General features: G+C 39.6%; 9 protein-coding genes. 6 read left to right on the plus strand and 3 right to left on the minus strand.

The genetic code is table 11. The annotated features are described in order from the left end of the window. Complete coding sequence (locus tag FVF72_RS08965; RefSeq protein WP_147671922.1) at positions 1–774, minus strand: ion channel; 774 nt, start codon at positions 772–774, stop codon at positions 1–3. A 257-nt stretch (positions 775–1,031) separates the two neighbouring features. Here FVF72_RS08965 and FVF72_RS08970 point away from each other — a divergent pair, with 257 nt between their 5' ends. Then, positions 1,032–2,057 (plus strand): H(2)-dependent methylenetetrahydromethanopterin dehydrogenase-related protein, encoded by a 1,026-nt coding sequence (locus FVF72_RS08970; RefSeq protein WP_147671923.1) that lies wholly within the window; start codon positions 1,032–1,034, stop codon positions 2,055–2,057. Between the two features lie 11 nt (positions 2,058–2,068). Further along, a complete protein-coding gene (locus tag FVF72_RS08975; protein ID WP_013295713.1) occupies positions 2,069–2,416 on the plus strand; it encodes a roadblock/LC7 domain-containing protein in 348 nt (115 codons plus the stop codon). Positions 2,417–2,430: 14 nt separating this feature from the next. Here the strand turns inward: FVF72_RS08975 and FVF72_RS08980 are convergent, their stop codons facing one another. Both FVF72_RS08980 and FVF72_RS08985 read right to left on the minus strand, forming a co-directional pair. Continuing rightward, complete coding sequence (locus tag FVF72_RS08980; RefSeq protein WP_147671924.1) at positions 2,431–4,128, minus strand: DUF2357 domain-containing protein; 1,698 nt, start codon at positions 4,126–4,128, stop codon at positions 2,431–2,433. A 6-nt stretch (positions 4,129–4,134) separates the two neighbouring features. Next, on the minus strand, positions 4,135–6,189 hold the full coding sequence (locus tag FVF72_RS08985; RefSeq protein ID WP_255503725.1) for an MrcB family domain-containing protein: 2,055 nt from the start codon (positions 6,187–6,189) through the stop codon (positions 4,135–4,137). 330 nt (positions 6,190–6,519) lie between these two features. Between FVF72_RS08985 and FVF72_RS08990 the strand changes: the two genes are divergently transcribed. The 4 genes from FVF72_RS08990 to brxL are packed head-to-tail and all read left to right on the plus strand — an operon-like array spanning position 6,520 to position 15,943. Continuing rightward, on the plus strand, positions 6,520–8,838 hold the full coding sequence (locus FVF72_RS08990; RefSeq protein ID WP_222705858.1) for a phosphoadenosine phosphosulfate reductase family protein: 2,319 nt from the start codon (positions 6,520–6,522) through the stop codon (positions 8,836–8,838). Further along, positions 8,838–12,188, plus strand: coding sequence for a hypothetical protein (locus tag FVF72_RS08995; protein ID WP_147671926.1), 3,351 nt, complete (start codon positions 8,838–8,840; stop codon positions 12,186–12,188). Before FVF72_RS08990 ends, FVF72_RS08995 begins: the two co-directional genes overlap by 1 nt. Before the next feature lie 48 nt (positions 12,189–12,236). Beyond that, complete coding sequence (pglZ, locus tag FVF72_RS09000; protein WP_187239636.1) at positions 12,237–14,519, plus strand: BREX-4 system phosphatase PglZ; 2,283 nt, start codon at positions 12,237–12,239, stop codon at positions 14,517–14,519. After that, a complete protein-coding gene (brxL, locus tag FVF72_RS09005; protein ID WP_147671928.1) occupies positions 14,516–15,943 on the plus strand; it encodes a BREX system Lon protease-like protein BrxL in 1,428 nt (475 codons plus the stop codon). Before pglZ ends, brxL begins: the two co-directional genes overlap by 4 nt. The last annotated feature ends 2 nt before the right edge of the window (positions 15,944–15,945 follow it).

Consider the following 15,945-nt stretch of genomic DNA (forward strand, 5'->3'; position numbering starts at 1 on the left):
TTATCTCTTTTTTAGGTTAGCCTTTTCAAGCATATCCTCTATTCTCTCAAGTTTCATCTCGAGTTCATCCAGCTTATCACTGAGCCTCCTGAACTCATCCCTTCGTGCAGATTCTATCCTCTCCTGCTCCTTCCTGAGGGTCTCAAGGAGGGTGGATGTCGCAGAAGCGGTTATGAGGCTTGTGGATGCAATGGCACTGATCATTATGATCACACCGGTCAGCCTGCCAAGGGCTGTTACAGGTATTATATCACCGTAGCCCACCGTTGTGATGGTCTGGAGGACGTACCATAATGAGTCCTCATATGTCCTCACAAGGGGGTTCACAGGACTTTCAACCAGGTAGAAGACGATTGTGAATACGAAAAGCACAGATACAAAGAGTCCCAGACCATAGCCGAGGCGGCTGGTCCTTATGAACTCCCCCACAGACCCCGCAAGGTCCCTGAATGCAATGAAAAGCCCCACAACCTTTATGAGGTTCAGAACTGCAAGTATGACAGAATCAGGGTTCGCCCCCAGGAGGTTCACGCCAATGAAGTAGAAGGGCACCATCACAACGGGAATGTTCCACCTGTCGCGGACTCCTGGCCGAAGTATGTAGGCTGTCACAACCGTGATACTGGTGAGGAGGTCCAGGAGGACTATCCTTGAGAATGTCCCGGGCTGAAGGGGAAGGAATGTGCTGACAAGCAGTGATAGCCCATCAAGTCCAAGGAGAACAAGTATTATAACCTCAAAAAGTACCCTGACACCTTTCTGAAGATCTTTCACATTGAAACCCCCTTAAGGAAGCATGAACTGGATACTAATTCTATATTATGGATTATTTATAACCTTTCACGCGTGAAAAATGAAATCTTTCAGATTAAAACTCCATTTAATGTTTCGAATAAGTAATAATAGAATATCAATGTTCTGAATGAGTAATAACATGATATTATCCACCCATTCATGGAAAAACTTTAATAGGGTGAGTTTTCATAACCTATTTTTTCTTCTGGAGACTTTCACATGAAAGAGTGATAACAATGAAGGTGACAGTTTACGGTGCTGGTAATCAGAAATTATATACTGAGGAACTGAACCTCCCTGAAAAGTACGGCGGGGAGGCTCCATACGGCGGAAGCAGAATGGCCATGGAATTCGCACAGGCCGGACACGAGGTTACACTTGCAGAACCTGTAAGGGACGTACTGGAAGATGAACACTGGAACCTTGTTGAGGAAGCAGGTGTAACCGTCACAGATAACGATAAGGAGGCCGCAGCCGACGCCGATGTTGCGGTGCTATTCACACCCTTCGGAAAGGGAACCGTAAGGATAGCCAGGGATATACTTCCTGAGCTACCAGAGGGTGCGGTTATAGCCAACACCTGCACGGTATCACCGGTGGTGCTGTACTATGTCCTTGAAAAAGAATTAAAAATGGACAGAACAGATATAGGTGTGTCCTCAATGCACCCTGCGGCTGTGCCAGGGACACCGCAGCACGAACACTACGTTATAGGCGGAAGGCCCACAGCGGAACTTGACATTGCAACAGATGAACAGATCTCAAGGTGCGCTGAACTCGCAGAGAGCACTGGTAAGACAGCCTACGTGGTCCCGGCGGATGTGACCTCGGCGGTTGCAGATATGGGCTCCCTGGTCACTGCGGTGGCACTTGCAGGTGTCCTGGACTACTACTACGTGGGTACCCAGATAATAAAGGCCCCTGAGGAGATGGTTGAGAAGCAGATACTCATGACACTCCAGACCATGGCATCCCTGGTTGAGACATCAGGTGTTGATGGAATGGCCAGGGCCATGAACCCTGAACTCCTGGTGAAAAGCGCAAAGTCAATGCACCTCCTTGATGAACAGGAGGAACTGGACGCAGCCCTCAGGAAGATCTCCCAGCTCAACGATGATGTCATGAAATGGATCGAGGGCGCCGATGTTAAACACACGGACCTTGTGGCTGCACAGGCCCTCACAGGTGAACTCAAAACCGTCATGGGGGACCGTGCAGCTGAGGGTACAATAAGAAGGTGCATGAGGAAGATGTTTGAATAGGGGGTTTGAAGTTGATAGAGAGGATACTCAAGGACCTTGGAAGGGTGAACGGTGTTAACGGATCCCTGGTTGTTGGAAAGGACGGTCTCATAATAGAGAGTGAGGTTTCAGGTGACATCGACGCGGAACTCGTGGGTGCAATGGCCTCAGCGGTTTTCGGTACAGCCGAGAGGTCGGCCGAGGAGATAAAGCATGAGCCCCTCGAGCAGGTCATGATTGAGGGTAAACGTGGTAAGACCCTCATGATCGACGCAGGTGAGGGGATCCTCGTCGTGATAACCGACGTGGATGTGAACCTGGGAATGATCAGGATAGAGATGAAGAGGAGCGCCGAGAGGCTAAGTGACCTTCTCGGATGATCCATTTTAATTCTTTATTTTTCTTCAGCTATTCTCCTGATGGCCCTCTCAATGAAATCACGGAGTCTCTTCTCATCCGCAGCAGAGTCACCGGGTCGCATGGGGAATGCACCCACAGAAGGGACCTCTCCGGTTTCCTCATTGAATATCACCCTTCTGCTGCCAGGGTAGAGGATGTAGGCCCCCATGCTGTGGAGTATGGCGTCCTTGTAGGTATGCATCTTGTAGACATCCCCATCCCTGTACCGGCTTTCAAGTTCCTCCTCGGCGTCCCGGAGGTCGATATCATAGAAGTCCTCAGGGTTAACGGTTGAACGGTACTTGGCATCGAGGTGGATGAAGTAGGTGCACTCCCCCACATCCACGAGAAGTGAATAGTCTGGTCTGAAGGGCAGTGAATAGGAACTGCAACGGGTATTCCTCGTGAATCTACCATTGTAGGATAATGCGATTTCCAAATCCCCCATACTGAACCTCAGCACCGACATCCCCCTCCTGAGCCTCACACCCCAGTCATTGAGGTCAAAGATATCACAGGGGTTAACGGAGTCCCCGGTTATATTCTCGAGTATCCCTATGAGCCTGAAGTAGCACCAGTACTCGTAGAGTTCGCTGAGCTTCCTCTCAAAGCCCCTGATGGCATCCTCAAGTTCATCCCAGGTGAACCTGAGTGAGAGGTCCAGCATGAAGAAGTACCTGAGTATATCCCTGTAACCCTCCCTCTTCTGGAGGACCTGTGAGTTGAGGGGGAGAACACTGAGTTCACCCACATCCATGAGCCAGCGGGCAGAGAGGAATCCCCTGACATCATCAAGGAACCCCTCAAGGGAGTCCCTTATGTAACCCTCAGGGGCTGTTTCAAGTAACCTCAGGATAAGGTCCTCAACTGACTCAAGAAAGTACCTGTAGAACCGGTTCTCGGGGATGTCAGGGGTCTCACGGAGTCTCACCTCGGGGAGTACCCTGGGGATACCCCCATCAATGCTGCCCGGGGTTGAAATCACGGATATGATCTCCTCAGGGTCAACGGTGGCTGCCAGGCCTGCAGGCACCAGTTCAACCTCCCGCCGGAGGCCAGATGAGTACATCTGATTTATGTGCTCTGCATCGGCATGGAGGTTCTCAGGCCTGAAGATATGCTCAAGGATGAGGAAGTCCTCGTACAGTGTTCTTGCTGAGTGTTCATCCACGGTGAACCTCTGGAATATTGGGGAATCGGAGTTCAGTATGAGGGAGGTTATCTCATCTGAAAGGTCTGAGAGCATTGCAGGGTACTGTTCATGGTAGTTTATCTTCTTTGAGCGCACCTCGACGGGTATCGTCTCATGGAGGTCGCCGGAGGAGACATCAAGGAAGGACTTGCCTGCGTAGCTCCTGAAGTTGAGGAAACCCGCTGATTTTTCTTCCAACTGAAACCTGAGCTCCTGGAATACAGCATCCCTCTTCAGGGAGGGGAGGACATCACATTCACCTGAACCCTCAAAGAGCACATGGTACTGGGTCTCCTCAAGCAGCATGATCTCTGAGAGGTTATCATAGTATGGGCAGTACTCGATTGCGTTGAGACCAGGTCTTTCAACCTCGGGGACGTTTATGAGACTCACAGGGTAACCGTTAACCTCGATGGTTCTCTCAGGTATCTCCCTGGGGGCCGGGCCGCCCCTGATCCTCAGGGTGCCCATCTGAAACTCTATGATAATCTCGGAGTCCATCTTCAACTACCTTATGAATGATACGTAGCGCTGGATCCTCAGTGTCTCCACCATTTCCCCTAGTTTATCATGGGAGTCAGGGAATCTCCCCTCGCAGTGGTCCTTCAGCTCATTGAGGGTGTCCTTCAGGAGCCTCTCCGGGCCGTGGATCTTGGGGAGGATCTTCTGTTTGATCTGGGCGTCCAGGTAGCGCTCCCAGTTTTCCCATTTTGCGGGTTTTCCCTCGTACACCCATGCGGCGCGCATGAATTCCAGGACCTCCCTGGTGACCCTGAAACCGAAGTCAAATCCTGCCCTCTGAAGTTTCTCATGGAAGAAGCTGAGTTCACGGACCAGCTCATCACGGATGCCACCCAGGTCCCCGGGGTCACTGGCGTCATGGTTGAGGGGGTCCTCCAGAAATTCCAGGTCCCCAGCAGGTTCCCCGGGTTCCCCCTCCTCCAGGAGGTATTCCCTGGGGTTCAGGGTCTCGAATTCTATGGTGTTGGCACGGTCAAGGACCTTGGGTGAGAACATGTAGGTTGTCTCATCCACGTTCACGGTACCGACAACCAGGAGGTTCTCTGGGAGTGTTATCTCTGAGTGAAAGTCACAGTCAGGGTCGTCATGGAGGGGTACGGGTTCACCACTCTCGAGGGCTGAGAGGAAGTCTGAAAAGTAGCGTTCCACGTGTGAGAGGTTCATCTCATCGAGTATGAGTATGTATGGATTCTCGGGGTCCTTTGAGGCTTTTCTGATGAAGTCCAGTGCAGGTGTGCTCTGGTATTTACCTGTCATGATGTTGAGGTAACCGAATATGTGCCTCTTCTCGGTCCAGTTGGCACCCACGGGTACGATGAGGTACCTCTTAATCTCAGGGGTTGAGATGTGCTGGCCGTAGAGCTGGGCGAGCTTCGTCTTACCTGTACCTGAGTTACCTGTGAGGATAACGAATGGTTTCACCTTGAGTGAGAGGAGGAAGTTCTCGACGAGTTCAGGTTTGAAGTGGTACTCCTTGAGTCTTAGATAGGTATAAAAGTCAGTTCCCTTTCCTTTATCTTCTATGATATTCTTATATATGGGTTCAAGTTTTTTGTAGATATCCAAAAACTCTTGAAGGTCTGATACTAGTTCATCATCATTTGGCAGTTTATTTGATGGGTAATATTTTGCTATGATGTTTCCTGCTTCATATAAGGGCGCATACCTTGTTTTGCCCAATGAAATTTCATTTAAGTACTCCTCGTCTTTTACATGGGTTCTTAAAGCTACTGCACGTTCCTTTAGTACTTTCTCTGGATCCTTGTAGGTGCTTGCTATTTCTGTTACTCCCTGATGGAGGGATAGATACACTCCATCCATGTCTTCTTTGAATAGGTATACTATGTAAAATCCTTTTTGAGTAGTATCTGTTATATTGGGGTCCATTATAGCTACCCATGGTATTATGGCCCAGTTTCCCTGTCCGGCGGATCCTTTTATGAGGTAATCTGATTCTGGAACTATCTTTTTAAGTTCATTGGGTAAATCTGTGCGAAGGAGTTTTGCAAGGGGATGTCCAGTGAACACTCCTTTTCTTGCATTTTTATATTCATTGAGAATCTTCTGAAATTTTTCTTTAAGATTAAAATCGGTTTTTATCCTTTTAACTTCATATACAAAGTCTCTTATATTCTCAGGGAGTGTCTCGTTCAGGGGTCCTATCACCACAACTCTGCTTTTGCGGTCACCATCAACCACGTCTGTCCACTCGCCCTTATAGTTATCCTCAAAAAATTTTTTACTGTAATTACCGCCAAGTTTGCCCCTGTGAACCACGTAGTAGTTTCCGAGGGGGTCACGTGCAAAGGCAGCTCCTATTCTACGATTTATGCCTTCAGGAGGGAAGTTTATCTCACAGACTATTGTATTGATTTCACCCTCAGCAGGTTCATCCGTCCCAAAACCGTTCCAGTACCTGCTTCCCTTGATGAAACGGGTCATGTACCATATCCTGAGGTTCGAGATCCAGTAAACCTTCCCCTTCTCTTCACCACCCTGAAAGCCTGCTCCCCCCTCAACGACTTTGTCAGCTCTTTTCATTAGAATATCTGAGAATTTACTTTGAGCCCTTTTTATCTCATTATTGTCTTGTATTATTTCTAAGGTTCCCCCACCTAATTTTCCCCCTCCTTTCATTGGTTCACCTCATGTCTTTAATAACAATAGCCATTATTTAATTGATATTACGTTTTCAAACCCTACATTTCTCTATGTTTTTATAGATATATATTTCTAAAATTACCGAAAGGAAATTCTTTTTTAATTAAAAGTACATAATTAGAGCGTGTATTTAATCTTAAAAGTTTACTAATCTAGACAATATTCTCACATTGAAGGGGTGTGTATAAAATATATAACTTAAAATGGGATATGAGTGAAAACTTTGTAATTTTAACAGAAAGCCATTTTGGTGTTAGTCCTCCCAGACCAGTGTTTTTCGAGGAACTTGACCTTTTAGGTTTTGATGAATGGATGGACTATCCAAAATCTAAAGAACCACTATTATGGGCAATTGGACGCAATTATTATTATAATGGTGAAATTATTGCCAAAACTAAAGGCGGAAATTTCTTTGAAAACCCCAAAATAGAATTCTTAAATGATCAAAAAATAGAAATAGAGCCTATAGATATCAAGAAATTGGTAAAAAAGAATAAAGACAAACTTTTTGTTTTAGAAAATGAGGCGATGGACTTTATTCAAGGTGTCTATAATATTTATAAGAATGATTCTATTTTCACGGTTTCATATAGCGGTGGAAAGGACTCTCAGGTTATACTTGACCTGGTAACCCGTGTAATTCCGCCTGATGACTTAATTGTTATATTTTCAGATACTACACTTGAAAATAGCTTTACTTATGAAAATGTTCAAAGAACTAAGGAGGAGTATCTTAACAAATATCCCAAACTAAAATTTAAAACAGCTAAACCTCCTAAATCCGCAGCGGAACTGATTAAATATGCAGGGTTACCTAGCAGGTTTAAGAGATGGTGTACCGATGCACTAAAAACAGCTCCTTTTAAAAATCTTTTAAAGGAAATCCTAAAAGATTATTCGGAGGTCATAGTTTTTGAGGGTGTTAGATCAGAGGAAAGTTCCAAAAGGTCTACTTATTCGCGAATTGAAGGTGAAGTCAAACACTCGGCTATTATAAATGCACGTCCTATACTTGATTGGAATATAACTGAAGTTTACCTTTATCTCTTTTATAGAGGTTTAAACTTAAACCAGGCTTATAGATGGGGTTTAAGTAGAGTCGGATGCATTTTATGTCCATATTCTTCAGTTTGGACAGAATTCATCAATTATAACCTCGAGAAAGAATCTTTAGAGCATTATATTTCGTTCATCAAAAATTACGCTAATATAAGGGGGGTTCCTGAGAAGAATGTGAAGAAGTTCATTGCTAACGGTGAATGGAAGAAAAGGGCTGGAGGTCTTGGATTAGATCTGGAGTCGAACATAATAATCTCTGAAGACTCTGATAAGATTAAAGGAACCATTACTAATCCAAGGGAAAGTTTTCTTGAATGGTGCAAAGTCCTTGGAGATCGAAATTATCGCGAAAATAAAGGCGAGTTTTCGGGTGAAATAAGGATTGATGATAGTAAGGTTGACTTTAAAATTAAGAATTCAAATTCAGAGAAACAAATAATCGAAGTATGGAATATTGAAAATCCAACAGTTAAATCGAAAATTAGGAAGATTCTCTATAAAACAACATTCTGTGTTAATTGTGGATTATGTCAGGCTGAGTGCCCTAATTTTGCTTTAGAAACAGTTGATAAATTGAAGATAAATTCAAACTTCTGTAAAAAGTGTCATAAATGTCTATATTTCTCAAAAAATGGCTGTATAATTGCAGCATCAGTCTATAATTCTGTAGGGGGTATTAAAATGAAAAAAAGAACCGGTGGAATAGATAAATATTCAACATTTGGTCTTAGGCAGGAATGGTTAAACGACTTTTTTGTTCTAGGAGATGAATGGCTTTCTAACAATACTTTAGGGCCCAAGCAAGTACCTGCTGTATTAAGATGGCTTATAGACGCTGAATTGATTGACGGAAAGAAAAAAGTTAGCACTGATCTTGGAAACTACTTAAGAGAAATTTACAAGAAGGACAAGTCATCCGCTTGGCTTATAATATGGAATAACATGTATTACAATTCGATGGTAGTTAATTGGTATTTGAATAAAATTCCTTGGGGCAAAATAACTGATAAAAACGAGTTAAAAGAAAAGATGGGCTTGGATTATCCAGAGTATAGTAAAGGCACAATAGGTAATCCCATAGATGCCATGGTAAACATGTTTGATAATTCGCCATTAGGTGACAAATTAGGTATTGGCGTTATAGAAAAAAAGGGTAGGGCAATTAAGTCAATTCATAAACTAGGTGTTAGTGACATTAACCCATATGTTGTAGCTTATTCCCTTTATAAACTGGCTGAAAACACTTCAAGAAGAAACTTCACAGTATCCGAGCTTTTTGAAAACGATTTTGAAGGGGGACCCTATAAAATATTCGGATTATCAAAAAACAATTTTGAACGAATATTAAGAGGTCTGCAAGAAGGACAGAGGATTTTAAGTGTTGATCTAGTGGCTGATCTCGATAACATCCGTTTAAGAGAAGATTTGGCATCTTTAGATGTAATCAAAACATATTGTGAGGGGTTATAATGCTATATTCAGACATAATTTCTTTAAATGAAAGATTTCAGCCAGCTTATGACTTAGAAAATGAACTAGAAGATTACTGGAAAACATTCATACCTAACAAAAGGTTTTATAAAATTTTGGGCGAAACTTTAAATGCACTTGAAAGTAACCGTGTGGAAGATAGACAATCCATATGGATTCAGGGTACCTATGGAACAGGGAAGAGTCACGCAGCAGCAGTTATTAAACACCTCTTGTCAGATGATCCTAAAATTTTGGATGATCTTGAAATTAAGGAACCTCAGTTAGCTGCTAGATTGAAATCTTTTAGAGAAAAAAAGAGAATATTTCCTGTTGTAATAAAAGGGACTGCCGGCATTACAGACCCCCGAGAGTTTGCTCTTCTTGTTGAGAAGTCTGTTAGAAGAGCACTGGCTGAAGAAGGACATGAATTAAGCGTAAAAACTGATTTCGAAAAATTAATTGAATCTTTAAATAATGGTCATTTAAATTTTGAAAGTCTTTTTGAAGGTACAGAAATAGAGATCTATGGAAGTAAAGATAGTATAATCACTTTACTTGAAAAAGAAGACATTGAAATACAGAGAAAGATTGAAAAAATTCTTTCTTCCAAGGGTATTATAATTGCAAGAGAGAATATAACTGACTGGCTTAAGGAAATTAATGAAGAATTAAAAATGAGGAACATAGCCGATAATCTTGTTATTTTCTGGGATGAATTCACTGGAATAATGGATTTAGAAAATTCTGGCCCCCTTTTAACTGAAGTTCAGAATATCGCGGAACTCTCTCCGAAACATGGAATATACCTCTTTATAATATCACACAAGACCCCATATCAACTAAAAAATAAAGGAAAAGATGAGGACATTGAAAAAATTCTTGGAAGATTTAATCTCATTGAGTACACAATGGAAAGTGTTACAACATATCATCTAATAGAGCACACTATAAAAAAGAAGGACGCAGAGGCATGGAACTCACTTAAAAATCAAAATATAAGTGGAATAGAGGATGTTATAGCTAGAATAACTGAAATTGAAGATAATGCGAGATCTTCACTTGAAAACATTTTCCCAATACACCCATACACCGCATACATAGCGACTATTATTGCTCGTCAAATTGGGTCCACTGAAAGGAGCATATTTAAGTTCCTATATGATGATGAAAGCGGTTTTAAAGCCTTCTTATCCAACGATGTGACAGAAAGACCATTTTTAACTGCAGATCATTTGTGGGACTTCTTCTTTAAAGATTTTGAAAGAATTGAAAGTGAAAAGGTATATTCTATCATTGAAAGATATAAATTATACCAGGAAAAGATTGATGGACTTAGAGAGAACTATTCTGCTGTTTTTAAAGCAGTACTCCTTCTAAACCTCATATATCGTCTTGTTGAATTAGGGGAAACCCCGATATTAAGACCTGAAATGAAAAATATCTGCCATATATTTAAGGGTTATTTAAAAGAGGATACTATTAAAGAGGTTCTAGAATACATAGATAATGAAAAGATAGTAAACAAGAATCCTGACGGATTGTTTCTCATCTCTACTTCAACATTACCCCATGAAGAAGTAGAGAGAGAAAAGGAGTCCCTTAAAGAGACTTATAACAAAGTATCAATTGTTTTAAGTGATCAGCATAAAAAGGAATTACTAAACAGTATAAATGCTTTGAGGGAAGTTGAGACCCATATTTTTGACTTGCCTCCAAATAAGTTTAATCTAAATTCCAAGCTTGAAAATGCCTTTAGTAAAGACCATGCTGTTCAAATCGCATTGTTTTTGGGATTGGATGGAACAGAGATAAACAAGATTGAGTCCTATTTAAGCGAAGCATCTAAAGAGGATCACCTAAGAAATAAATTGTTAGTTGTAAGTAAAAATGAACTTGGCGAAGAAAACTTTGATAGATTTTTAGACTATAAGGCAAGAAGCAATATCGCTGCTAGGCACAATTATATGGATGATAAAGAGGAAAATGAGAAATACGCCAAAAAGATCATTGATAACTGGATTAGTGAAATACAAAACGATTATTTAACCTGCTTCTTTAATGGAGATAAGTATCCTCAAATATTTTCAAAATTTGGAAACTTTATAGAGGATTTCTTCTCAAAGGAAATCTTTACTAATGGACTTGAAACAGTAAACTCAAAGCAAAATAAGAACATCTGGAAAAATGAAAGATCTCAAAAAACAGCTGAAATATTTCTATTTTCGGAAAACAGAGATGACTTAGAAGAAAAAACAAAAAAAGGTATTAATAAGTATCTAAGAATCATACTAAAAGACCATAATGAGAATTATATAGTCGATAACGATCTTAATTTTAAAGCTGATGTAAACAGAGAACATCCTCTTATTGTAATGGATAGAGAAATAGAGAAAGCAATCGAAATGGAAGGGGATGGTGTCTTCAATTTGGGCGATGCACTTAAATTCTTGTCGAAACCACCCTATGGACTATATAAATCTAAAATTAACATAGCAGCCCTATCATTTTTAATGAGAAAATATGTTGACCAGTTATTCGAAGCAGGATCAGGAATACAAGTTACCAAAGAGCGAATGAGGGATAAAGTCATTGAAATATTCGAATACTGGGAAAACAATAGAAACAGAGAAAAACTTAATGTTCGATGCGGTTCTGAAGATGAAAAGAAATTGATTAGACTATTATCTGATATATTTGACCTTGAGGACATTACTAGCCTAAATGAGGTTAAATGGAAAATCAAGGAATGGGTTAAAGAACGAGACACTCCATTATGGCTCTTTAAGTGCGGAGAGTCTAATCAGCCTGAGAAATTTGAAAAGATATTTAACCTGATTTTTGAATTTACGAGGTCTAACGATACCGAAATAAACTCGGAGAAAATAGGGAAGATCCTCACTGAAATGGAAGGTTTTGAACTTGATCTTAAAAGCCATATAAAAACTGTTTTATCACAAAAAGAAGATCTTTGGACCTCTTTATTCAGAAAGTGGCTTGAACAATACCTAAAAGAACATGGCGATATAATAATAAATTACCATGAAATAATGAACTACCTTAAGCATCATATGCAGGAGGATATAGGGTCCTGGGAAGAGAAGGATGTTGAATATAAGGTTAAAGATTGGTATATAGGGACCGTTAATCATCCCCCTAAGCCTTCGGAACCTCCAAAGTCCTCAGAAACTGAAACTGAACCCGAGCCTGAACTGCCTGAGAATGAAATAAAAAAAATAAAAGATAAGATTAATGAGTTAGACCCTGAAAATTTGAAGAATATACTCCAAAGGCTCGTGGATGAGAATCCTTCAATTATAGGTCCATTAAGAAGATTAATGGGGGAATAAGGCATGCATTCCAACCTGAAAGAGTTTAACTCTTTCAATGATCTTTTTTTGGAGATTGAGGAGGACAAAAACTCTAAAAACAGGTACCCTGTTAGATTCATTTTTTTGAATTCATTTGAGGAATTAAATGAAGTAATCGAACATTTAAAAAATTTTTCAGATGTGGTCTTCCTTGATTCCCTACTGGATAACATGCAGTGGCTTACAAAGGATAGTATCCTCCTGGAAATAAAGAATAAGTTGAAGGAGGATTCAAGGCTTGTAGTTGTTCCTCTTTCAGAATTCCTCAGGTTCACCCCAACTAATGACTTTTATGGTCTTCTAAAGGCCTTGTCTGAAATAGAGACCAATGATTACTCAAGAATATACATTCCCCTTGTCGGACTTTATAAAAGATTTAAGAAGGAGTTTATTGATGAATTCTACAGGAAAGACGAATGGGCTCCTATCTGGAAGCTTGTTGGGAATATAAAACCTGTGACGATATATCATGCTACATTTAATTTTGATGATAAGCTGCAACTCCCAGAATTTGAAATAATCAAAAGTACGACGGACTGGTTCAACTTATGGAAAAATCCGGGAACTATGAAGGTTCTCTCTTTTTCAAAGGTCATCCAGGTTTTTCATTCTAAATGGCTTCCTGACGAAATATTTAACTTAAAAATTATAAAGAATCAAAAGGAGTTCGTCGAGACAATATTTGGTGAAAAATTCGAATTGCCTTTTTATGAAAATGATTCTAATTATTGGAACAGGCTTATCAAGATATTCAACAAGAGAGGGGTTGTAAGTACAAGCTCTTTGATTAAGGATCATTTTAATATTATGGATTTAAATAAATTAAAGGCCGCTGATTTTGTAGAATATTTCTTAAGTGAACCAGACAAATTTTATAAGTGGATATTAAAGAATTATGTTTCACAATTTTTAGAGGATAAAATATATCTAAAACACTGCTTTACCAAAATGGATAGCCTAGAAAATAGTGAACTAATTGAATTACTTTGGCTTGAAATATTCGGCCTTGAAAACATTGAAAGTTTCTATCTTGAGAGGAAAGAGATATTAAAAAGGATTCCTAAGATAGATGAGAGCAAAATTAAAGTTGCATTGGAAAGGATCAAAGATCTACCTCTAAAAGATCAGACACCTTATATTACAGGGATATCCACAGCCGAAAAAGAATTTGTTATAAATAATGTCAGGGAAATGGATTTAGGATCCATTAGACATTATCTAAAGGACTGTTTCCCTGAACTCTACTCCTATTATGATTGGGATAATTTAAAGCCCATATTGGATTATGATAGGTGGTTATTAGAATATTTCAAAGAGTACAATATGTGCAAAATTAGGAATGATTTCTCAGAGAATTTAAAATCACTTATTGAAGAAAAGAATAATGACAAGAATTCCTTTTTCGATTGGTTTTATACTATTGAAAAGCCCAAAATAGATCCAAATGGAGTTAATTATTGGATTGACGGTCTAGGTGCCGAGTGGCTTCCACTTGTGTATTATTTGCTAAATGAATATCTAGGTGAAAACTATCTAGTTGAAGCACAAATTTGTCGCGTTGATTTACCAAGCATTACAAAATGTAACAAATACCCTTTTGAGAAATTTGGAGATCTAGACGGCTATATACACAATAACCATTATAGACATCCGAAGACGTTAATAGAAGAACTTGAAATAATTAAACAGATCATAAAGAAAATTAAAGATGAAATCACCATTAACGACTATGGGGTTATCAATATCTACTCAGACCATGGGTTTAGCTTTTTGACTTTAAGTAAGTTTAATGATAAAATTCTTGATTTTGATGATGCCCAGCATGAGGGCAGATACCTCTGGATGGAGAATAATGAGGACTTGAATGATAAATATTATATAACTTTAAAGTCTGAATGCTCAGATAAAAACGTTTTAGTGGCATTAAAGCATGTTTCATTATCTAATGTGCCATCTAGGGAGACACACGGAGGCGCAACTCCCGAAGAAGTTCTAGTTCCGTATTTCAGAATATCAAAGGCTAGAAAAGAAGTCACTTACACCCTTGAAACAGCTGAGTTAGATGCTGATATCAGTAATCCCGTGGTCACTTTCAGATTATCCCCAGTTCCAACTAAAATACCAGAAGCTTTAATTGAAAACAAAACATTGGCTGTCGAAAATAAGGGCGATGGTTATTACCAGGTAGATCTATCACAGGTAGGTGACCTAAGACCACAGTTATATAAAATCAAGTTAAAAATTAATAAACAAACATTGGATCTTAGGGTTAATTTAAAAGGAGGCTTTAGGGAGAGGGAGCTTATATGAACATGCTTGACTTTAAAATTAAAGAGAAATTTCCAATGGAATCTGTTCTAAAGAATCCTGAGATATACGGTGTATTCTCAGGATATAATCTACCCTCCTTCGTAAAGGACTGGTTAATTCAGAGGAACAGCACTCAAGAGGGAAAAATTGATGAAGAAAATTTGAGACTCTTTTTAAACAGGCATATAGCTCAAAAAAATAAAAAAATTATTAAAGGGACATTAATTAATGATTACATCCCCATAACCGCATTGTCAAGGATTATAATTGAACCAGATATAAGGAGTGGAGTTATAAAATTTTCTATTCCTGATCTAGGTATCGGTTCTAATGAGGGTATAGTTCCAAATTATATTGCTGAGAAGCACCCCGAACTAAAAGGTGGAGAGGTTTGGGGTGTAGTAAAACTTTCATATAGTCCTCCAGATAATGGGAAAATGGGCTTTATAGAGATAGTAGATTATAAGTCATTCAAACCTTATGAAGTTGATCTAGAATATTTCAAGCAAAAGAGGAATGACTTCACAATTGCAGAATGGATTGATTTGTTGATTAGGTCAATGGAGTACAATCCAGAGGGTTTCGAAAGTCTACAACAGAAACTTCTCTTTATATCAAGGTTGCTGATTTTTGTAGAACCAAATCTTAACATGTTTGAATTAGCCCCCAAGGGCACTGGGAAGTCCTATGTTTTCAATAACCTGAGTAAATACGGATGGGTAATCAGTGGTGGCGTTATAAGTAGAGCCAAACTTTTATATGACATTTCAAGAAAAACCCCTGGATTACTAACTCTTTACGATTTTGTTGCAATAGATGAAGTTGAAACAATAAAATTTACAGATGAAAGTGAGTTACGTGGCGCCTTAAAGAATTACTTAGAATCAGGTACATTTTCTGTGGCTAATTATAAAGGTGAATCCTCAGCAGGTTTAATGGTCCTTGGAAACATTCCCCTTACACAGGAAAGAAAACCCGTTGATAACAGGTACTTTGCTAATTTACACAAGTTTTTCAATGACCCCGCGCTCTTGGATAGGTTCCATGGGTTTATTGAAGGATGGAAACTTCCTAGAATGAGAGAAGATCTTATAATAAGGGGATATGCTCTAAATGTGGAGTATTTCTCAGAGATTCTACATGAACTTAGGACAGACTCTCAATTCAGAAATATAGTCGAAAAACTAGTTCATGTGCCTAAAGATGCAGACACAAGGGATAAAAATGCTATAATTAAATTGGCAACAGCTTACCTTAAGTTGATATTTCCCCATGTGAAGCATCCCGAGGACATAGACAAGAAAGATTTTGAAATGTATTGCCTTGATCCAGCCATTAAAATGAGGGAAATAATAAAAACACAGATAAGTTACATTGATCCTGAATTTTCAAGGGAAGTCCCTAATATTAAAATAAAAGATTAGTA

The organism is Methanothermobacter sp. KEPCO-1, assembly GCF_008033705.1.
Lineage (GTDB): Archaea > Methanobacteriota > Methanobacteria > Methanobacteriales > Methanothermobacteraceae > Methanothermobacter > Methanothermobacter marburgensis.